Source organism: Bradyrhizobium sp. LTSPM299 (assembly GCF_000938235.1).
Classification (GTDB): Bacteria; Pseudomonadota; Alphaproteobacteria; order Rhizobiales; family Xanthobacteraceae; genus Bradyrhizobium.
Window position 1 is genome coordinate 1 of record NZ_JYMU01000006.1, and the last position, 20607, is coordinate 20607.

A 20607-nucleotide genomic window follows, 5' to 3' on the forward strand; every position below is an offset into this window, starting at 1 on the left:
AGGAGCGTCATATCCTCGCGATCCAGGATACGACGACCCTGCGCGACGATGGTAAGCAGCGCAGTTTGAACCTGCATCCAATGATTGCGGTAGACGCCCACGATGGCGGCTTGCTCGGACTTGTGGATGCGGTGTTCCTCAATCACGTTGGCGGCAAGAAGCACCTCTGTAAGAAGCGGCCTTTCGCTGAAAAGGAGAGCAGCCGTTGGCTCGACGCGACAAATACAGCGGCCAGCTTGGTCACCTCTGGAGCTGCCTGCGTCACCGTCGTGGCCGACCGGGAAGGAGATATCTACGAGGAATTCGCCTGCCGTCCCACTGAGACCGAGCTGCTGATCCGCGCTCATCATGATCGCGTGCTGGAAGGTGGGGGCACGCTCTATAACTGCATGGAAGGTGTCGCTGAACTGGGCCGCGAGACGATTGATCTGCCGGCCAATCCGGGCCGGCCTGCCCGTCAGGCGGTGCTGGCGCTGCGCGCACGTGAGATCATCCTGAAGCGGCCGAAACGCAACCATCCCGCCGAAGCGGCAAAACTGCCGAAGACGGTCACGCTCACTTTGGTCGAAGCGCGTGAAGTTGATCCGCCGGATGGCATAACGCCGGTGCATTGGCGGTTGCTGACAACGCATAAGGTGGCCACGCTCGCGGATGCGCTCCAGATCACGCACTTCTACCGTCAGCGTTGGACCATCGAGCAGGTGTTCCGAGTGATGAAAACCAAGGGCTTCGATATCGAGGCGGTGCGTATCGCTGAGGATGGGCCGTTCGAGAACCTGACCACCGCGACGCTGATCGCCGCCATCCAAGTGCTGCAAATGGTGCGCGAGCGCGATGGTACGGCTGGGCGGCCGTTGCACGATGCGCTCGACCCCGAGGACCAGCCCGCGCTGGAGGCGATTTGCCAAAGCCTCGAAGGCAAGACCGAGAAACAGAAGAACCCTCATCCCAAAGGATCGCTCGCGTATGCCAGTTGGGTGTGCGCGCGACTTGGTGGATGGACCGGTTACTACGGCAAACCAGGACCAATCGTAATGATGCAAGGGCTGCAAGCTCTCAAGGCCATGCTTCGCGGCTGGAAACTCCGAGCAGATGTGTGAATCTCGTAGGGCTTGACCGGGCGACCCAGTACGCCGCGGCCCATCGGCTCAAGCACAACTGTCTCTGGAATACTGGATCGCCCGCCTTCGCGGGCGACGACACCGGAAAAGGGGTGAGAGCATTTGTTCCGACAGCGAGAGCCAGCCCCCCTCAAGCCGGCGCAGGCTCGCTCGAAAGCGCCGCGAACACCGTCTCGGGCGAATGGGCGATCACGGCGAGCAGCGCGCGGGCGGGGCCGCGCGGCGCGCGCTTGCCCTGCTCCCAGTTGCGGATGGTTTCCACGGGGACGCCGAGCTTGGCGGCGAATTCGAGCTGGGTCAGTTGCGCACGGCGGCGCAAGTCACGGACCGCGGGCTGTGACGCGCATGGCGCGGGTGCCGGCATCGCAGGAGCCAACGGAAATTCCTTGCCGTCGCGCAATTCGACGATCCGTCCGTCCGCCTTGAGCCGCAAGCGCTGCATGATGTCCCCCTTGGGCATGGCGACATCATCCGCAAAGCCGCTTAAGGTCCAATTAACGATAAGGGCGGGGCTAATTCAGACCAAACCACAAAGTGGCGATGCCGAGAAACGAGAAGAACCCGACCACGTCAGTGACCGTCGTGACAAATGTGCCGGAAGCGACTGCGGGGTCGACCCGCACCCGGTCCAGCACGATCGGGATCAAAATGCCCCCGAGCGCGCCGGCAACGAGATTGCAGACGATGGCGAGGCCAATCACGATACCGAGGCCGGGGATCTTGAACCAGGCCACCGCGGCAATGCCGGTGATGATGGCGAACGCGAGGCCGTTGACGAGCCCGACCGTGGTCTCGCGCAGCACTACGCGCATGGCATTGAAGGAGCCGAGCTCGCGGGTGGCGAGCGCGCGTACGGCCACCGTCATGGTCTGGGTCGCAGCATTGCCACCCTGGCTCGCCACGATCGGCGCCAGCACCGCGAGCGCCACCATCTTCTCGAGCTGGCCCTCGAACAGGCCGAGTACCGACGAGGCCAGGAAAGCGGTGGCAAGGTTGACCAGCAGCCAGTTGAAGCGGCCGCGGGCGATGGTCCAGACCGTGTCGGAGAGCTCTTCGTCGCTGGTGACGCCGCCGAGCGCCTTGAGGTCTTCGTCGGCCTCCTCCTCGATCACGTCGACGACGTCGTCGATGGTGATCACGCCGACCAGATGATCTGTCGTGTCGACCACGGGGGCTGCGACCAGATTGTACTTGCCGAACATCCGCGCGACCTCCTCCTGGTCCTCCAGTGCGGAGACCCGGCGGCGGTCTTCATCGACCAGTTCCGTGATCGGCACCGGGCGGCGCGCGCGCAACAGCGCATCCAGCGAGACCGCACCAAGCCAATGCTTGTCGGCGTCGACCACATAGATTTCGTAGAAGCGCTCCGGCAGGTCGGGCGTGTCGCGCATGTAGTCGATCGCCTGCCCGACGGTCCAACTTGGCGGCACCGCGATGAACTCGGTCTGCATCCGCCGGCCGGCGGAGTTTTCCGGATACAGCAGGCTGCGCTCGATGTCCTCGCGTTCGGCCGCCGGCAGCTTTTCCAGGATCTCTTCCTGGTCCTCCTCGTCGAGGCCTTCCAGCAGCTCGACGGCATCGTCGGATTCGAGCTCGCGGACGCCTTCGGCGACCGTCTCCGGCTCGAGCTCCTCGAGAATCTCCTCGCGGACGGTCTCGTCGACCTCGTTGAGCGCCGAGAAGTCGAAATCCGCACCCGTGATCTCGACGAGAGAGACCCGGTCCTCGGGCGCGAGCGCCTCGATCAGATCGCCGAGATCGGCCTCGTGCAGTTCCGCCACCACCTCACACAACAACGGCCGATCGGCGGCGTGGATGGCGCGCGTGATCCCTTCGACGAATTCGTGGCGGAGCTGCCCCTCCTCGTCACGCATTGGCGTGCGATCGAGCACGCCTGTGCCGACGGGTTGGGCAACGTCGATGTCCTCGGCCATGCCGCGTCTCGCCGGTTTGACAGGAGTGGAGAATTGGTCTGAGTTGTGCGGAACGGATTACCTAATCGGTGGTGACCTGTGCAATGAGAAATGTGTCCAACGGAACACGATCAAAACGGCATGCCCTCGCGCTGCTCGTCGCGATCACCGTTGCGCCCATCTCTCTGATCACCTCCGCGCGCGCCGCCGATTGCCCGCGCGAGGACGCGCTCGGCACCTCACGGGTGCTCGAGGTCGATCCCGCGACCTATCCGCGCGTCGGGCTGAAGAGCTTTCCGCAGACCCTGCCGCTGCAGGACCACGAGATCGTGCTGACCTTCGACGACGGGCCGACGCCGGGGCGCACCGACCAGGTGCTGGAGGCGCTGGCAGCCGAATGCGTGCGCGCCACCTTCTTCATGGTCGGTCGCAACGCGACCGATCATCCCGATATGGTGCGCAAGGTCGCCCGCCTCGGCCACACCGTCGGCTATCACAGCTGGGACCATCCGCATCTCAACAAGCCGTCGACGGACGAGGCCGAAGCCAACATCGACCGCGGCATCGCAGCGGTCGATAAGGCGCTGCACGGGACGGCGAGCACGACCCCAAAGACGCTGTTTTTCCGGTTCCCCTATTTCGAATCGACGCCCGAGCTGCTGGACGTCCTGGAAAAGCGCGGTATCGCGGTGTTTGGAGCCGATTTCTGGGCCAGCGACTGGGTCAAGATGACGCCCGAAGAGGAACTGAAACTGCTCACCGCGCGGCTCGAAGCCCACCGCAAGGGAATTATCCTGCTGCATGACCCGCAGCAGCGAACGGACGACATGCTGCCGGCCTTCTTGCGGTACCTGCGCGAGCATGAATACCGCATCGTCCATATCGTCCCGGCTGCCGCCAAAGTCGTGTCCGATCGGACACATTGAACCCGAACCAGGAGTTGGACTACAGATCGGCTGGATTACAGATCATTAAGGCCGCGTTCATGGCGCCGCCGTTAAGGATTTTGCAGTGCGTTTGGAATGCGGCCGAGGATTTATGTTAGCTGGTGTCCTGGTGAGTATCCGGAAGCGGTCATGGACCGTCGTTGGCGGCGCGTTACTGGGTTGCTTCATGGCCCAAACGGCGCTTGCGGGGGACTGCCCGGGCAACCCCAACGCGCTCGGCACATCCCGGACCCTCGTGGTCGATCCCCGGGAACATCCGCGGATCGGCACCATGCAGTATCCGGAGACGCTGCCGCTCGCCGATCACGAGGTAGTGCTGACCTTCGACGATGGCCCGCTGCCGAAATACAGCAACCAGATCCTGGCCATTCTCGCCAGCCAATGCGTCAAGGCGACCTTCTTCACCATCGGCGGCCAGGCCAATGCCAATCCGGAAGGTGTGCGCAAGCTGATCGCGGCCGGGCATACCGTCGGCACGCACACCCAGCACCATCCGCTGACCATGAACAAGATGCCGATCGAGAAGGCCCGGCAGGAAATCGACGACGGTATCGCCTCGACACTGGCCGCGCTGAATGGCGACAAGAGCAAGCTTGCGCCGTTCTTCCGAATTCCCGGTTTGCTGCGCGCCGCGGGCGTCGAGCAATATCTGGCCTCGCAGGGCATCCAGGTCTGGAGCGCGGATTTCCCGGCCGATGACTGGCGCCATGTCTCGCCGCAGCGGGTCTATGACCTCGCGATCCAGCGGATCGAAGCCAAGGGCAAGGGCATCCTGCTGCTGCACGACATCCAGCCGCGCACCGTCGCGGCGCTGCCACGAATCCTGGCCACGCTGAAGGAACGCGGCTACCGCATCGTCCACGTCGTGCCCGCAACGCCGGAGCTGCCGGCGACGCCGACCGAACCGCAGCAATGGTATATGAATCCGCCGTCAGAGAGGGTGGCGGTCAAGCGCTGGCCGAGCGTTCCGAATTTCATCTTCGCCGAGACGAGGGCGCTGCCCGCACCGGTGTTTTCGAACCTGGATTGGCGCGACGCCGAGGCGCTCGATCACGCGCAACACGCCCACATCGGCGAGTCCCGGCGGGCACTCTGGCCGCAGCCGCAGCTCGCGCAGCTGAATTCAGCCCCGACCTTGGCGATCCCGGCAGCGGGCGTCTTCAGAATCCCCGAAGGAGAGCGCCCGACCCTGCTCGCAGCGCGATCTCGAGCCGCTCGCGTGGCGAGCGCGGCCACGCCGGCTGCGCCCCGATCGCAGGCCCTCTCCGCACGCCAGGCCAAACCCGCCAAGCGGACCGCGCATCTGCCGCCGGCCATCGCGCATGGCAAAGGTCGCGCCGCGCCTGAGCATGCCGTGCAAACCAGGAAACCAGGCTCGGTCCGCATCGCCAGCCTGAAGAAGCGCACGCCGCACGCGGAGGCAACGGCGATCGCCAAGCGGGTGCCGGATTAGTTCGTGACGATCTTGGCGATGCAGAGCAGAATCACCAGCGCGAGGAAGAACAGATCGATATAGGCCTTGATCTCGCCGGCGTGCCGGAGCGCGGTGACGTCACTGACGATCTGCTTGCGCGAGGCCGCCGAATTGGGCCCCTCGCCCGAGGCCGCGACCAGCCGGCGCGTCTCGCCTTCCAGCCGCTCGATGCGCTGGAAGAAGGAGAAGGAGCGCAGGGCGGAGAACGCATGCATCGCCGCATAGATGAAGACCAGGATCGCCACAATCGCGCGCTGCTCGTACTTCTCCAGGTAATTCAGGCTGAAATAGACCAGCCCCAGGAACACGAAATTGGAGAGGGCACGGTAGGCGTAGCTCAAAAACGTCATTTGGCGCTCCTGGTGAAACTTGTTCCCCAGCCCACGCTGCCAGCAGAATCAGGCCCCTCGGGCCGGCAGCGCCGAACCGGCAGGCCATCCGTCCGCGAAACTAGCCGATCGCTGTTACAGGACGGCATCGGCTGGGCCCGGCCGCGCCCAATTTCCCGGTGCAGGCAGGCGGGCATGGTGCATCCTGCTCCCCGACACGGTCGGGCAAGCCGAAATTATGCTGATATTGTTGGTGCGCTCGGAGGGACTCGAACCCCCACGATTTTACTCACTGCCACCTCAAGGCAGCGCGTCTACCAATTCCGCCACGAGCGCTGGGGATTCCGGCTTGGACCCCATGGGGATCAGCCGGATCGACGGGGCCATTTAACAAATCAGAGATGCAGGGACAAGGCGGTTGGTGACGGAATTAACTACCGAACACCGGGCAATTTCGGCAGCATTTGCTTGACCTCGACCGCGATCCGGTTGCGGTCGACCAGGACCACGCCGCTGGCCACCGGAAGGTTGTTGGCGAGTATCTTGACCTCGTCAGCCTCGGTGGCGTCCAGTTCGATGATGGCGCCGCGGGACAGCCGCATCACCTGGTGGATAGGCATGGTGGTCGTGCCGAGGACCACCATGAGATCAACGCTGACTTTATCGAGGGTGGGCACTTCTGAACCGCCGAACTGGAACTAAATTGTGAGTTCAACTGATCACGTTAGGGTTAGCCAATGGTTAACGACCGCCAAAGCCTTGATTTGACGACCTTTGCCCTGCCCCCCGGCAGCGGCGCGGTCGAATGGCGGGTTTCGGACCGTCTCGTCCCCTATCCCGATTCCCTTGCCGAAATGGACGCCAGGGTGGCGGACATTGCCGCTGGCGGCGCGCCGGAGCTGGTGTGGCTGCTGGAGCACCCGCCGCTCTACACCTCAGGAACCAGCGGCAGGGACGATGACCTGCTGAATCCCCGTTTTCCGCTGTTTCAGAGCGGTCGCGGCGGTCAGGTCACCTATCACGGCCCCGGCCAGCGGGTCGGCTATGTGATGCTCGACCTGAAGCGGCGGCGGCCGGACGTGCGCGCCTATGTCGCCTCGCTCGAGGAATGGATCATCCGCACGCTCGCGGCCTTCAACATCCGCGGTGAGCGCCGCGAGGACCGCGTGGGGGTCTGGGTCAGGCGCCCCGACAAGGGCTTGGGCTTCGAGGACAAGATTGCCGCGATTGGCGTCCGCCTGCGCCGCTGGGTCTCGTTCCACGGCATCGCCATCAATGTCGAGCCGGACCTGTCGCATTTCCAGGCCATCGTGCCATGCGGCGTGGTCGATCCCCGCTACGGTGTCACCTCGCTGGTCGATCTCGGGCTTCCCGTCACCATGGCCGATGTCGATGTCGCGCTCCGGCAGGCGTTTTCCGAGGTGTTCGGTGCCGCTGCAAAAGCCGGCAGCGAAGCGCCCGCGCTGTGAGCTGATGCGCAAGCGCTTCCTGGTCGCCTTTGTTGTTCTGGTCGTAGCTGGATTGTCGTTTCACATGCTGGACACATCGATTGCCGAACGCCGCGAAAACGAAATCCTGCAGCGCATCCAGGATTTCATGGTGCAGCGAAACGGTGAGAAAGCAGTCGTCTTCGTCGGCGACAGCATTGTCCAGGACGCGCACTTCGCGCCCACCCTCTGCGGCCAGCCCGTAATCAATGCCGCCTATGGTGGCGCGGTCGCCAGCGGTGTGCTCCGCATGGTCGAGGCGTTCGACCGCATCCGGTTTGCTCCGGCCGTGCTGGTGATCTCGGTCGGCATCAACAACAGCATTCGCGTCGACCGGCGTCCGTTTGCCGAAACCTATCGTGAGATCGTGCAGCGGGCCGCCGCGCTTGCCGACAAGGTTTTTGTGGTGTCGCCGACGCCGGTCGCAGCGTCAGGCGTGATGGCCGACGAGATCGATCGGGCGCGCCTGTCGGAGATCGACCAGGCGATCCGGCAGACCGCGCACGACCGTTCGATCCCGCTGATCGATGTCGGCACGCTGCAGACCAAGACCAGCCCCGTGGTCGCAGACGGCGTCCATCTCAGCGCCGATGGATACGCCGCCTGGACCAGCACGATCGAGAGCGCGATCAGCGCGCAGTGTCCCTAGAGCGTTTTCGAGCCAACGGGTCGCGCGAATGCGCGCCCGATGACAGGCTCCGTGGACGCCGGTTCGCGTGAAGAAAACGCGTCAAAACAAGAATCTGGAGCGACGCGCCCGCCACGATTACGCAGCCGCCTTCTGCGGCGAGACCTCGAGCTTGCCGGCGATGTAACGTCGCTCCTGTGTGAGGCCACCAAACCCGTAGGCGTCGCCCTTGACCTCGTCGACATGTGCGTAGGTCTCGTTGTGCAGCGGGCCGAGCAGCTCTTCCATCCGCTGGAACAAGGCTGCGAGATAGGCCGCCTTCTCGTCCTTGGTATTGGTGCCTTCGGTCACATGGATGTCGAGCCAATAGCTCGCGAGCTTCTGCTCGGCGAGCGACTTTCCGCCCGCGAACCAGCCGGCGGCATCGGCGGATTTCACGATGATTGCGGTGACACGGGGATCCTTGTGCAGGATCTTGGCCGTGAGTTCGGACACGGCCGCGGCAATATCCGATTTCAGCGACGGCGACTGGCGGGAGGTTGCATAGGTGACAGTGAGAAGGGGCATGGTCGGTCTCCTTGAATTCATACGCACGAGTGAACCGCGCCTCCTCTAGCTAGACCTCTCCTCATCATTCTGGTATCTTATCAATTCTAATATCAGTGATAACGATATCTGATTATCCATGACAACGCTCGACATCGATACCGTGCAGGCCTTCCTCCTCGTCGCCGAACTGCAAGGCTTCACCCGTGCCGCCGAAGCGCTCGGCATCACGCAGGCCGCGATCAGCATGAAGCTGCAGCGGCTCGAAGCGGTTCTTGGCAAGCGGCTGGTCGAGCGCTCACCGCGCGCGGTGCGGCTGACTGCCGACGGCTCGGCCTTCCTGCACCATGCCCGCGCCCTGATGGAGGCGCATGATCGCGCGCTGTCAGGCGAGACGCCGGCGCGGCAGCAACTCACGCTCGGGATCAGCGATCATGCCGCCGGTCCCGAACTGGTGCCGCTGCTGGAACGGCTGCATGCGATGGCTTCACGGCTTGCGCTCGCCGTCACCATCGGCTTCTCGCGCGAGATGCTCGACGCCTACGATGCCGGCGCGCTCGACGCCGTGATCGTGCGGCAGGAAGGCAGCCGGCGCGGCGGCGAGAAACTGGCCGAGGACGAGTTCGGCTGGTTCGCGACGAAACGCTTCGTGTGGCCGCGCGGCGACGCGCTGCCGCTGGCAACATTGGCGCCGCCCTGCGGCGTCCGCGCCGTGGCGGTCCGCGCGCTGGACAAGGCCGGCATCGCCTGGACCGAAAGCTTCGTCGGCGGCGGCGTCACCGCCGTGGTCGCCGCCGCGCTTGCGGGTCTTGCCGTCGCGCCCCTCGTCCGCCGCATCGCACCGCCAGGGCTGATCGATATCGGGCGGGCCCACAAGCTGCCGCGGCTCGGTCCGTCAAAGGTGATGCTGCATTCCAAGGTCAGCGATCCCGCCAAGCTGGCGGCGCTGCGGACATTGGCGGCAACGTTTCGGAGTGTCGCTGCTGCCTGACATGCAGCCCTACAAAATCGCCTCGAACGCACTACGCAAGGTTTCGTGCCGGAACACAAAGCCGTTGCTCAGTGCCTTGTTCGGCAGTACGCGCTGGCCGCCGAGCAGGAGCTCTTCGGCAAAGTCGCCACCGGCCACGCGCAACAACGCGGCGGGAACACGGAAGATCGCGGGCCGGTGCAGGCGGCGTCCGAGCTCCTCGGTGAATGTCGTGTTGGTCACCGGGATCGGCGCGGTCGCATTGATCGGCCCCGAAAGATCCGGCTTGGCAATCACATGCGCAATCAAGCGGACGAGATCGTCGCGCTCGATCCATGACATCCATTGCTTGCCCGAGCCGAGCGGTCCACCGAGGCCGAACTCGAACGGGGTCAGCATCCGCGTGATGAAGCCGCCATCGGTGCCGATCACGAGACCAACCCGCAGATACACCACGCGCACGCCGAGATCGCCGGCGGGTCTGGCCGCACTCTCCCAGGCTTCGCAGAGTTCATGGCTGAAGCAGGCGTGTGATTTCGCCGATTCGGTCAGCACTTGGTCCTGCCAGAGCCCGTACCAGCCGATCGCGGATCCACTCACCAGCACGGATGGTTTGCGGTCGAGCCGCGCGATCAGCTTGACGATATCAGTCGTCATGTTGACGCGTGATGTCAGGATTTCGCGGCGCTTGGTCTCGGTCCACAGCCCATTGCCGATCGGCTCGCCCGCGAGGTTGACGATTGCATCGATCCTCGTCTCCGCCGGCAACTGGTCGAGGCTGGTGATCAGCGTGATCGGCGGCCACAGCATCTCGGCCTTGGCCGGATTGCGGATCAGCGCAATCACCTGATGGCCCGATGCGGTCAGGCTTGCGACCAGCCGGCTGCCGATGAAACCGGTCGCGCCGGTGACAAGCACGGTCTGCCGTGCCGGCAATTTGTCGACGAGAGTTGCTGCAGGCACGCTGGTCATCCGCCCAAGCCGCCTGGCAGCGGCAATATCCCTCACGCCAAAGACAGCTGCGCCGATCGCCGAGGCGGCCGCGAAGAAGCTCAGCAGCCCAGCATAGGCGGGTTCAATCGCAGTCGGCCGCATCGCCCAGTCGATCAGGACCGGCAGCAACAACAGGAGAATGGCGCCGTAATTGATCGCGAGCAGCGTGTGATTGATCCGCTCGCTCGGCGGCAGCTTTCGGCTCAGATCCTCCTCGACGAAATCCATCAGCGTGATGACGACCTCGATCACCAGCACCGCGATGATTGCGATCGCAAAGATGCCGTGCACCTCCAGCCATCCGAGCACCAGGAACAGCAGCGCATAGAGCATGTTGCGGAGGCTGTGCAGCTTCAGCTCGTGACGCTGCGAGGGGCGCCATGCCAGCCGCTCGGTGAATTCATGGTGATAGAAGGTGTCGAAGGCACCCATCGCGATCTGGATGGCAACCAGGGCCCACAGCAGCGGCGTCATAACGAGGCCTCCCTGAACACGGCGGACTGACGGATCAGCCGGCCAAAGCGCGGATGGATAATCTCGAGCGTGAAGCGGAAGTCGCCGCCACCGAGATCGGAGTGAGTGACCGTGAGATCGCCGGGCGTCAGCCAGACCGACAGCGGCAGCCGCAGGCGGCCGACCTGCAGCGGCAGCCGCAGGCGGCCGACCTGCAGCGCGTAGCCGACGCTGTGGAACACCAATGCCTCATGCTCGACCGCAATCCGCAGCGCCATGCTGATGCCGAAGCCGACATACTCTTCGAGCCCGGTCGGGCCGGCGAAGCGTTTTGCGGAATGAATCACCTGCGGAAAACCGTCGCGCCGCGCGCAGATGCGGGTCCATATCTGGCCGCCGCTTGCCGCGTCCTCTGTCACCGTAACGATCATCGGCACCCGCGTCTCGGTGCCCGTCGGCAGCGGCCCGCCGATCAAACGCGCGGCCTGCGCCAGCCACCAGCCAAGCCGGCTCGACCAGGCCTCCTCGACCTCGCCGACATAGACGACGCTGTTGCCGTCCGCGACGCGCTTTGAAAATCGCCGCCAGATCGCCAGCGGCAGGCGGCCCCACTCTTCGTCCGGCAGCAGTGCACGGAAGCGATGATCATCGAGCAGCTTTGGATCGGAGACCGGCGATGTCCTAAGGCTGGATCTTCTTGCTGACGCCATCGCACACTCCCGTACCGCGCTGTCCCTATTTGGCTTTGCCCATGGGGAGGAAACTCACGATCTTCTCGCCGAGCTTGATCAGCGCGACCAGGCGCGGTCGCGGCACGTTCAGCATCTGGGCGTACCAGCGGTCGACCAGCTCGGTGAACGCCAGCATCTCCTTCAGACGCTTGCTGGCGACCGGGCTGATGGTCGGATCGTCGGCGGCATCGGAGACGCAGGCGCGCAAGGCGTCGACTGCAGGATCGATCTCGCGTTCCTTGCGTCCGGCCGCGATCCGCGCCGCGACCTCCCAGATGTCGGTCTCCGCCTCGAAGTGATCGCGGCGGTCACCAAGGATCGGCACGCGCCGGATCAATCCCCAGGATAGCAATTCCTTGATCGAGTTGGAGACGTTGGACCGTGCCATGCCAAGCGTCTCGGCGATGTCCTCCGCCGTCATCGGCGATTCCGCCAGGTACAGCAGCCCGTGGATCTGGCTGACCGAGCGGTTCACCCCCCACTCGTCGCCCATGTCGCCCCAATGCAGGATGAAGCGCTCAACGGCGGCGGGAAGTTTCTTCTTGGCGGTTATTTCTGTCATGACAGAAATATCAGACACTACGGAGCGGAAGTCAAGCGCTACGGCCGACCCCCACCCTTTGGTCCGGCTCGCGTGTCACCGGACGGATTGGCCGGGCCGGAACGCCGGTGCATAGTCCGCGCCTTGGCCGCCCCGCTCGCACGGCCTCCTGAAAGGAGCGCTTCATGACCGCTTCCGCATCCGACAAGGCGTTCACCGGCTCGATCCCGCAGACCTATGACCGGCTGATGGTCCCGATGATCTTCGCTCCCTATGCCCGCGATCTCGCCGCGCGCGCGAAGGCGCACCAGCCCCGCGATCTGCTCGAGATCGCGGCTGGCACCGGCGCCGTCACGACTGTCTTGGCGAGCGAATTGCCTGATACCCACATCACGGCGACCGATCTCAACGAACCGATGCTGGCGCAGGCCAAGACGCACCTCACAGGCAAGACAAACATCAGCTGGCAGCAGGCCGACGCACTATCCCTCCCCTTTGGCGATGCGAGCTTCGATATTGTCGCCTGCCAGTTCGGCGCCATGTTCTTTCCGGACCGCATCAAGGGGTATTCGGAGGCGCGGCGCGTGCTCAGGCCAGGCGGACGGTTTCTCTTCAACGTCTGGGACAAGATCGAAGAGAACGATTTCGCCAACGTCATGCAGCAGACGATGCACCAGGTGTTTCCGAGCAACCCTCCGCAATTCATGGCGCGGACACCGCACGGCTATCACGATCCGGCGCGCATTCGCGATGACCTGACCGCCGCAGGCTTTCGCGACATTGGAATCGAGATGGTCGCTCATCGGAGTCCGGCGGCCTCGCCGCAGGATTCCGCCATCGCCTACTGCCAAGGCACGCCGATGCGCGGTGAGATCGAGGCGCTGGGTGAGCCGAGTCTCGAAGCGGCAACACAGCGCGTGGCAGAAGCGTTGGCACACCGTTTCGGCAATGGCCCTATCGAAGGGAAGATTCAGGCTCTGGTGATCTCGGCGGTCGCTTAGGACCTCGGCGGCTAAAGCGCGATGAGATTGGGTTGAATAGTCATCGCGCTTTAGCTCCTTGTTTGAGTATGATCTTTCGGAAAACCGCTTCACACTTTTCCGGATCATGCTCTAGACGGTCGGGAGAAACGTAAAGCGCTCGCCTGCCCCGCGCAGATTCAGCAGGTCGGACGTGGCTGTGCCCGCCTGCACGTTCTCCACGCGCGCCGACGACGGCCCTCGCCGGCAGGCCGCGATCATCTCGGCAACAATATCCTCGGGTCCGGAAAACACCGCCTCGACACTGCCATCGCGGCGATTGCGGACCCAGCCGTCGAGGCCGCGCGACACAGCCTGCTCCGCCACCCAGGCACGATAGCCGACGCCCTGCACACGGCCGCGAACCGTGACGTGGCAGATCGCGCCGCTCATTTTCTCAGGCCGAGGAACTCGCCGCTGCGCGCCTTGGTATCCGCTTCGCGCATCACGCGGCCGGTGAGTTCGGACGAGGCGATCCCCTTGAGGGTCTTTGGCGAGGCGCCGTCGCGCAGCGCCTTCAAGGTCTCGTAGACGGCCTGCGTCGCCGCCGCGAACGGTGCGTGGCCCTGCAACGCGATCCGGACACGCTGGCCTGCCAGATAGTCGAGCGCGGTCATCTCCTCCGGCGCACCGCCGAGCACGATCGGCAGCCGCGTCGCAGCCGAGATCGCCTCCAACTCGCCGCGCGACTTGATGCCGGTGAAGAACAGCGCATCGACGCCGACGGCTTCATAGGCCCTGGCACGCGCGATCGCATCGTCGAGATTGGTGATCGAGACGGCACCGGTACGCCCAATGACGACGAGCGAGGGATCGCCGCGGCCGTCGAGCGCGGCCTTCATCTTGCCCACGCCCTCCTCCAGCGAGATCAGCTGCGTCTTCGCCTCCCCGAACGCCTGCGGCAGCAGCGTATCCTCGATGGTAAGGCCGGCCGCGCCGGCGGTTTCGAGCTCCTGCACGGTGCGGCGAACATTGAGCGCGTTGCCGTAGCCGTGGTCGGCATCGACGAGCACGGGCAAGGCCGATGCGCGCGACATCCGCCGCATCTGCTCGGCAAGCTCGGTCAGTGTGATCAGGGCGATATCGGGGTCGCCGAGCACGGCGAGCGACGCCACCGAGCCGCCGAACATGCCGAGCTCGAAGCCGAGATCCTCGGCGATCCGGATCGAAGTCGCGTCATAGACCGACCCCGGACGGATACAGGTCGAACCTGATAGAATCGACCTGAGAGCGTCACGTCGTTTGTGGAAGGCCATGGTGTCTCCCTCTATCAACGTCATTGCGAGGAGCGAAGCAACGAAGCAATCCATCGCTCGTCATGTGTGGTAAGATGGATTGCTTCGCGGAGTTTATCATCGGGCGCGCATTCGCGCGACCCGTTGGCTCGCAATGACGGGACTGTGTCTACGCGAACTCCAGGATCAGCGCGTCGACCGCCAGCGTGGCACCGGCGGCGGCGTGGATCTTTTTCACGGTGCCGTCGCGCTCGGCGCGCAGCACGTTCTGCATCTTCATCGCTTCGATCACGGCCAGCGTCTCACCGGCCTTGACCTCCTGCCCCTCGGTCACCGCGATCGACACCACGAGCCCGGGCATCGGGCACAGAAGCTTCTTGCCGGTGTCGGCCGCCGTGGTCACCGGCATCAGCCGCGCTGACGCGGCCTCGGCCTCGGTGAAGACATAGACCGGAACCTCAAAGCCCTGGTGGGCCAGGCGGAAGCCGTTGTTGATGGCGCGCACCTGCAAGGCGACCAAATTGCCGTCGATGGTGCCCTGCCAGACCGGTTCGCCCGGCGCCCAGGTCGAGACAAGGTTGTGCGGGTTGCCCGGCAAGCCGTCAGCGCCGATGAAGCGCACTGCGATCGCATCACCCTCACGCGCGACGTCGAGCGCGATCTCGGCGCGATCGAGCCACACCGCGCGGCGGCGCTCGCGCTGGACCACGCGGCCGCCCATCTGGCCGGAAATCTGCCGCTTGCGTTCGCCGAGCACGTGATCGATCGCGGCGCCGACCGCGGCCAGCCGGCGCGCGATCTCACCCTCCGGTGATCGCGCCGAAAATCCCTTCGGGAATTCCTCCGCGATGAAGCCGGTCGAGAGCCGCCCCTCGCGCCAGCGCGGATGGTTCATCAGCGCCGACAGGAACGGAATGTTGTGCCTGATGCCGTCGATATAGAACGCATCGAGCGCGGTCGCCTGCGCCTCGATCGCGGCCGCACGCGAGGGGGCGTGGGTGACGAGCTTGGCGATCATCGGATCGTAATAGATCGAGATCTCGCCGCCTTCCTGCACGCCGGTGTCGTTGCGGATGGTGATTCCGTCATGGCTTGCTTCGGCCGGCGGGCGATACTTCACCAGGCGCCCGATCGACGGCAGGAAGTTGCGGAACGGATCCTCGGCATAGACGCGGGATTCCACCGCCCAGCCGGTCAGCGTCACGTCCTTCTGCGCGAGACCAAGCTTCTCGCCGGCGGCGACGCGGATCATCTGCTCGACGAGATCGACGCCGGTGATCAGTTCGGTCACGGGATGCTCGACCTGCAGGCGCGTGTTCATCTCCAGGAAGAAGAAGCTCTTGTCCTGGCCGGCGACGAATTCCACCGTGCCCGCCGAATCGTAATTCACGGCCTTGGCCAGCGCGACCGCCTGCTCGCCCATCTTGCGGCGGGTCTGCTCATCGAGCAGCGGTGACGGTGCTTCCTCGATGACCTTCTGGTTGCGGCGCTGGATCGAGCATTCGCGCTCGCCGAGATAGATCACGTTGCCATGCTTGTCGCCGAGCACCTGGATTTCGATGTGGCGCGGGTTGACGATGAATTTCTCGATGAAGACGCGATCGTCGCCGAACGAGGATTTCGCCTCGGCTTTCGCGAGGTTGAAGCCCTCGGCCACTTCCGCCTTCGAATGCGCGATGCGCATGCCTTTGCCGCCGCCGCCGGCGGAGGCCTTGATCATGACGGGATAGCCGATCTCGTCGGCGATCAGCACTGCGTGCTTGTCGTCCTCGATGACGCCGAGATGGCCGGGCACGGTCGAGACATTGGCCTTCGCGGCGGCCTTCTTGGATTCGATCTTGTCGCCCATCGCGGCGATCGCGCCGGGGTTCGGGCCGATGAACACGATACCGGCCGCCTCCAGTGCGCGCGGAAACGCCTCGCGCTCGGACAAGAAGCCGTAGCCGGGATGCACGGCCTCGGCGCCCGTCTTGCGGCAGGCCTCGACGATCTTGTCGATCAAAAGGTAGCTCTCGGCCGCGGCCGGCGGGCCGATCAGCACGGCCTCATCGGCCATTTCGACGTGCAGCGCGTCGCGGTCGGCCTCGGAATAGACGGCGACCGTCTCAATCCCCATACGGCGAGCGGTCTTGATGACCCGGCAGGCAATCTCGCCGCGGTTGGCGATCAGGATTCGTTTGAACATGCTTTTGTTGCTTGGGCTTTTGGCTTGGATTTTCGACTGGATTTCGACTTGGGCAGGATCCCTCCCGCGCAATCTGGCACGGGCGATTGGACGTCACCAGCCCGTGGTACAGCAAAACGAACCGGAGGCAACGGTCTCGTGGGAGCCGGCCCGGTGTCTGGCGGTAGTCAGAGGGGGACTTCAGCCCGAATAGGTCTGGAAGCGGCCACGGGAATGGGCGCGCGAGACCGCTTTCATCAGCTCGCCGACCTCGTTTTCCAGGAATTCGTTGGCAACGATCAGCGCGCGGATGGTGGCGCGCATGTCCCCGCCGCAAGCTGAGATGGCCTGATCGACAGCCGCTTCCAGCCCGTCATCGTCGTCAGATTCGGGCCGTGCAGACGTCATGGGGATATCCGGTATCGATTGCGACCTTATGTTCCTATTTTGTTCTCATCAAGTCAATCAGATCTTTGGCCGGGTGTCGTCTTCTGGGGCGCCATTTGCTCCGCCAGCGTGCGAGGCACCACGGGCTCCAGATGTCAGCAACGACCTCGACGATGACACCGATAGCCCACCGGCCATGCGCGCATCCTTCAATTGCAATGCCTCGCGCTTCAGGTCGGCACCAACCACCGGATGTGAAGCCTCGCATGCTCGTCTTGCAAACAGGCCTTGGTTCGATCGCGTCAGCCTGTGCTAGAAGTTCGACTGCCCGCCAAAGACCTGAAGTGAAAATATGCGGTTCCGAAATCCCGTCGCCATCGCACTTCTGCTTGCATGGCTGCCAGCGAATCCCGGCCTCGCCGCGGCCGCGGCCGCGGTCGTCAAGGACGGCAGCACGATCCAGCTCGGCAATGTAACCTATCGCCTCGACGGCATCGACGCGCCGGCGGTCGATCAGCCCTGTATCGACGAGCACGCCGATCCCTGGGCTTGCGGCGTCGAAGCGCGCGACCAGTTGACCAGACTGATCGGCGGCAAGCCCATTCATTGCGACGATATCGGCGTCGATCCCACCGCAAAGAAGCGCCGCCTCGGCGTCTGCAAGATCGAGGGCGATCCGACCAGCCTGAGCCAGGTGCTGGTCCGCCAGGGCTATGCGCTAAATGTCGAGGCATCCGCCACCGGCCGCTTCAAACCGGATGAAGCGGCTGCAAAGGACGACCGCCAGGGACTTTGGAAAGGCTGCTTCGTCGCACCGCACGAATTTCGCAGCGGCAAGAAGGACGGCGCGCTGCTCGGCAACTCCTGCCCGGCCGACCGCGACACGCAGATCCGCGCGGCGCTGTTTCCCGACGACCTCGCAATGCCGGCCAGTTGCAACATCAAGGGCAAGTACGCGGTGCGCGCCCGCGTCACCGGCAATGTCGGCATCTATCACCTGCAGGCATGCCGCAGTTACCCGGGCTTAACCAATCCGGATCGCTGGTTCTGCTCGGAGGAAGACGCGCAGGCCGCCGGGTTCCGCAGGGCCTATAATTGCCGCCCCAGTGCGAAGAGCAAGTGAGCGCCAGAAAATCACCGCTGGCAAAACCGCCTCGTCCTGTGTGAGACTAAGCCCAAGAGGTTGCCGGCACGAATGACCCCTCCCGATCCCTCCGATGTGCTCCCCGAGGCCGCGGCCGCGGAACGGCTGCGGCAGCATCTCGAGGAGATCGCGCGCGAACGCGATCGAGCCCATCGTGCATTGCAGGATCGCGAAGCCGAACTCGCGCGAATCCAGCGCATCGCGCGGGTCGGCGGGCTCGAGATCGATTTCCGCGACGGCGTGCGGAACCGCCGCTCCCCCGAATATCTGCTGGTGCACGGGCTACCGCCCGATGAAATCAATGAAACCTACGAGAATTGGGTCGGACGAATTCACCCCGAGGACCGCGAGCGGACGGTCGAGCACCTGTTCGGCGTGCTCAAGGGTGCAAGCGAGGACTATACGGCGGAGTACCGGATCATCCGCCCGAACGACGGCGAGAGCCGGTGGATCCGCGTCGTCGCCAAGATCGAACGCGACCGCAGCGGACGCGCGCTGCGCCTGGTCGGCGCCGATCTCGACGTCACCGACCAGATGCTGGCGCAGGAGACGTTGCGCGAGAGTGAGGAGCGCTTCCGCCTGATCGCCGACAGCGCGCCGGTTCCGATCTGGGTGACCAAGCTCGACCGCACGCGCTCCTTTGCCAACCAGGCCTATCTCGACTTTCTCGGCCTGCCGTTCGAGGAGGCGATCGTGTTCGACTGGCGCAAGGCGCTGCATCCGGACGATCTGCCCCGCATGCTGCAGGAGCAGATCACGGGTGAGCTCTCGCTCAAGCCATTCGTGCTCGAGGCACGCTACAGCAACGCCACTGACGATTGGCGCTGGCTGCGCTCGGAGTCGCAGCCGCGCTGGGATCCGAACGGCAAGCATATCGGCTTCATCGGCGTCGCCCATGACATCACGGCCGCCAAGGAAGCCGAAATCGAGCTGCGGAAGCTCAACGAGTCGCTGGAGCGGCGCATCTCCGAGCGTACCGCACAGCTCGAGTCCAACGAAGCGCAGTTGCGCGCGATCTTCGAGACCAGCCATCAATACCAGGGGCTGCTCAACCAGGATGGCGACCTGCTGTATGCCAACAGGACCGCACTGGCCGGCATCCGCGCCGACCCGGCCGACGTCGTCGGCAAGCCGTTCTGGGACACGCCGTGGTTCAGTGCGACCGAAGGCATTCCCGAGGCGGTCAAGGGCGCCTTCGCCACGGTGATGCGCGGCGAGGACGTCAAGCTCGAAATGCTGCTGCGGTTGCCGATCGGCGAGCGCTACTTCGATTTCGAGATGCGGCCGCTGCACGACCGGCACGGCACGATTGTCGGCGCGGTGCCGGAAGCCATCGATATCACCGAGCGCCGCCGTGGCGAGGAAGCCTTGCGGCAGTCGCAGAAGATGGAAGCGGTCGGGCAGCTCACCGGCGGCGTCGCACACGACTTCAACAATCTCCTGACCATCATCCGCTCTGCGACTGATTTTCTGCGCCGCCGCGAGCTCCCCGACGAACGCCGCCGCCGCTACATCGATGCGATCTCGGAGACCGTGGAGCGCGCCTCCAAGCTGACGGCCCAGTTGCTGGCGTTTGCGCGCCGGCAGCCGCTCAATCCCGAAGTGTTCAACGTCGGTGCGCAGGTCGACAGCGTGGCGCAATTGATCCGGCCGCTGGTCGGCGGGCGGATCCACATCGAGGTCAGGATCGACGATCCCGACTGCTTTGCGATCGCGGATATCGGCCAGTTCGAGACCGCGCTGATCAACCTGGCCGTCAACGGCCGCGATGCCATGGATAACGAGGGCCAGCTGACGATTGCAGTCAGCAAGGTCCACACCATCCCCGCGCTGCGCGCCCAGGCTTCACGCAGCGGCGACTTCGTCGCGATCTCGATCCAGGATACCGGCAGCGGCATCTCGCCCGAAAATCTCGACGCGATCTTCGAACCGTTCTTCACGACCAAGGAGGTCGGCAAGGGAACCGGTCTCGGATTGAGCCAGGCCTTCGGCTTCGTCAAGCAGTCCGACGGCGACATCGAGGTCACCAGCACGCCCGGACACGGCGCGAGCTTCACGATCTATTTGCCGCAGGCGATGCGGCCCGCGGATGCGAAGGTCGCCGCCTCTGCCGGCAACGAGCAGACGTCGATCGGCCGCGGCTATCGCGTCCTTGTCGTGGAGGACAACGACGATGTCGGTCGCTTCTCAACCGAGCTGCTTGAAGACCTCGGCTATTCCGTGAAGCGCGCCGCCAACGCCAATGCTGCGCTGGCAATCCTGTCGGAGAACGAGTTCTCTGCCGACCTCGTGTTCTCCGACGTGATCATGCCCGGCATGAACGGCGTCGAACTCGCCGGAATCATCCGCGATCGGTTTCCCGGCCTGCCCGTGGTGCTGACCAGCGGCTACAGCAACGTACTCGCCGAGAACGCCCACTCGGGCTTCGAATTGATCCAGAAGCCCTATTCAGTCGAAGCGCTGTCGCGCACGCTCAGGAAGGCGATCGTCGAGCAACGAACAACCGCCTCGAAGGCGCAATGACG

At 64.4% G+C, this 20607-nt stretch carries 21 protein-coding genes and 1 tRNA gene; 9 read left to right on the plus strand and 13 right to left on the minus strand.

The genetic code is table 11. The features are described 5' to 3' along the window. Window positions 1-1100: IS4 family transposase (locus UP10_RS01025; RefSeq protein ID WP_044585443.1), on the plus strand; the 1100-nt coding region annotated here is incomplete at its 5' end. Between the two features lie 151 nt (window positions 1101-1251). Here the strand turns inward: UP10_RS01025 and UP10_RS01030 are convergent. Together UP10_RS01030 and mgtE are read right to left on the minus strand one after the other, a co-directional pair. Further along, complete coding sequence (locus UP10_RS01030) at window positions 1252-1563, minus strand: helix-turn-helix domain-containing protein (RefSeq protein WP_044586102.1); 312 nt, start codon at window positions 1561-1563, stop codon at window positions 1252-1254. Between the two features lie 70 nt (window positions 1564-1633). Further along, the gene (mgtE, locus tag UP10_RS01035; protein WP_044585598.1) at window positions 1634-3055 is read right to left on the minus strand and encodes a magnesium transporter; all 1422 of its coding nucleotides are present in this window, start codon (window positions 3053-3055) and stop codon (window positions 1634-1636) included. A gap of 83 nt (window positions 3056-3138) precedes the next feature. Here mgtE and UP10_RS01040 point away from each other — a divergent pair, with 83 nt between their 5' ends. Further along, window positions 3139-3960: a polysaccharide deacetylase family protein gene (locus tag UP10_RS01040; RefSeq protein ID WP_082076937.1), complete on the plus strand. Its 822-nt coding sequence runs from the start codon at window positions 3139-3141 to the stop codon at window positions 3958-3960. 112 nt (window positions 3961-4072) lie between these two features. After that, a complete protein-coding gene (locus UP10_RS01045; RefSeq protein ID WP_044585599.1) occupies window positions 4073-5434 on the plus strand; it encodes a polysaccharide deacetylase family protein in 1362 nt (453 codons plus the stop codon). Here UP10_RS01045 and UP10_RS01050 read toward each other — a convergent pair. From UP10_RS01050 to UP10_RS01060, 3 genes are all read right to left on the minus strand, one after another. Beyond that, window positions 5431-5805 carry a hypothetical protein gene (locus UP10_RS01050; RefSeq protein ID WP_044585600.1) on the minus strand — a complete coding sequence of 125 codons (375 nt, stop codon included), beginning with the start codon at window positions 5803-5805 and terminating at the stop codon, window positions 5431-5433. The genes UP10_RS01045 and UP10_RS01050 overlap by 4 nt on opposite strands. Before the next feature lie 230 nt (window positions 5806-6035). Further along, a tRNA-Leu gene (locus UP10_RS01055) sits at window positions 6036-6120 on the minus strand. 98 nt (window positions 6121-6218) lie between these two features. Further along, entirely contained in the window at window positions 6219-6461 is a 243-nt protein-coding gene (locus UP10_RS01060) for a FliM/FliN family flagellar motor switch protein (RefSeq protein WP_044537514.1), read from the minus strand. Between the two features lie 60 nt (window positions 6462-6521). Here UP10_RS01060 and lipB point away from each other — a divergent pair, with 60 nt between their 5' ends. Further along, on the plus strand, window positions 6522-7253 hold the full coding sequence (gene lipB / locus UP10_RS01065) for a lipoyl(octanoyl) transferase LipB (protein WP_044585601.1): 732 nt from the start codon (window positions 6522-6524) through the stop codon (window positions 7251-7253). After that, complete coding sequence (locus tag UP10_RS01070) at window positions 7213-7920, plus strand: SGNH/GDSL hydrolase family protein (protein WP_044585602.1); 708 nt, start codon at window positions 7213-7215, stop codon at window positions 7918-7920. The genes lipB and UP10_RS01070 overlap by 41 nt, the downstream gene beginning before the upstream one ends. Before the next feature lie 117 nt (window positions 7921-8037). Here UP10_RS01070 and UP10_RS01075 read toward each other — a convergent pair whose 3' ends face one another. After that, a complete protein-coding gene (locus tag UP10_RS01075) occupies window positions 8038-8466 on the minus strand; it encodes a tautomerase family protein (RefSeq protein WP_044585603.1) in 429 nt (142 codons plus the stop codon). Window positions 8467-8584: 118 nt separating this feature from the next. Here UP10_RS01075 and UP10_RS01080 point away from each other — a divergent pair, with 118 nt between their 5' ends. After that, window positions 8585-9436: a LysR family transcriptional regulator gene (locus tag UP10_RS01080; RefSeq protein ID WP_044585604.1), complete on the plus strand. Its 852-nt coding sequence runs from the start codon at window positions 8585-8587 to the stop codon at window positions 9434-9436. Between the two features lie 9 nt (window positions 9437-9445). On the opposite strand, the gene UP10_RS01085 is transcribed toward UP10_RS01080, so the two are convergent. From UP10_RS01085 to UP10_RS01095, 3 genes are read right to left on the minus strand one after another with little or no spacing between them, the layout of a single operon-like run. Continuing rightward, window positions 9446-10882 carry a TIGR01777 family oxidoreductase gene (locus UP10_RS01085; RefSeq protein ID WP_044585605.1) on the minus strand — a complete coding sequence of 479 codons (1437 nt, stop codon included), beginning with the start codon at window positions 10880-10882 and terminating at the stop codon, window positions 9446-9448. Beyond that, window positions 10879-11571 (minus strand): DUF4166 domain-containing protein, encoded by a 693-nt coding sequence (locus UP10_RS01090; protein WP_044585606.1) that lies wholly within the window; start codon window positions 11569-11571, stop codon window positions 10879-10881. The genes UP10_RS01085 and UP10_RS01090 overlap by 4 nt, the downstream gene beginning before the upstream one ends. Before the next feature lie 25 nt (window positions 11572-11596). Then, window positions 11597-12154 carry a GbsR/MarR family transcriptional regulator gene (locus UP10_RS01095; RefSeq protein WP_044585607.1) on the minus strand — a complete coding sequence of 186 codons (558 nt, stop codon included), beginning with the start codon at window positions 12152-12154 and terminating at the stop codon, window positions 11597-11599. Between the two features lie 164 nt (window positions 12155-12318). Here UP10_RS01095 and UP10_RS01100 point away from each other — a divergent pair, with 164 nt between their 5' ends. Further along, window positions 12319-13134: a class I SAM-dependent methyltransferase gene (locus tag UP10_RS01100; protein ID WP_044585608.1), complete on the plus strand. Its 816-nt coding sequence runs from the start codon at window positions 12319-12321 to the stop codon at window positions 13132-13134. 111 nt (window positions 13135-13245) lie between these two features. Here the strand turns inward: UP10_RS01100 and UP10_RS01105 are convergent, their stop codons facing one another. From UP10_RS01105 to UP10_RS01120, 4 genes are all read right to left on the minus strand, one after another. Further along, complete coding sequence (locus tag UP10_RS01105) at window positions 13246-13545, minus strand: acylphosphatase (protein ID WP_044585609.1); 300 nt, start codon at window positions 13543-13545, stop codon at window positions 13246-13248. Next, on the minus strand, window positions 13542-14408 hold the full coding sequence (locus UP10_RS01110; RefSeq protein WP_044585610.1) for an isocitrate lyase/PEP mutase family protein: 867 nt from the start codon (window positions 14406-14408) through the stop codon (window positions 13542-13544). Before UP10_RS01110 ends, UP10_RS01105 begins: the two co-directional genes overlap by 4 nt. A 148-nt stretch (window positions 14409-14556) precedes the next feature. After that, window positions 14557-16572 (minus strand): acetyl-CoA carboxylase biotin carboxylase subunit, encoded by a 2016-nt coding sequence (locus UP10_RS01115; protein ID WP_044585611.1) that lies wholly within the window; start codon window positions 16570-16572, stop codon window positions 14557-14559. 180 nt (window positions 16573-16752) lie between these two features. After that, the gene (locus UP10_RS01120; protein ID WP_044585612.1) at window positions 16753-16959 is read right to left on the minus strand and encodes a hypothetical protein; all 207 of its coding nucleotides are present in this window, start codon (window positions 16957-16959) and stop codon (window positions 16753-16755) included. Window positions 16960-17290: 331 nt separating this feature from the next. Here UP10_RS01120 and UP10_RS01125 point away from each other — a divergent pair, with 331 nt between their 5' ends. Continuing rightward, the gene (locus tag UP10_RS01125; RefSeq protein WP_050043525.1) at window positions 17291-18061 is read left to right on the plus strand and encodes a thermonuclease family protein; all 771 of its coding nucleotides are present in this window, start codon (window positions 17291-17293) and stop codon (window positions 18059-18061) included. A 72-nt stretch (window positions 18062-18133) separates the two neighbouring features. Beyond that, window positions 18134-20605: a PAS domain-containing hybrid sensor histidine kinase/response regulator gene (locus tag UP10_RS01130; RefSeq protein ID WP_044585613.1), complete on the plus strand. Its 2472-nt coding sequence runs from the start codon at window positions 18134-18136 to the stop codon at window positions 20603-20605. The last annotated feature ends 2 nt before the right edge of the window (window positions 20606-20607 follow it).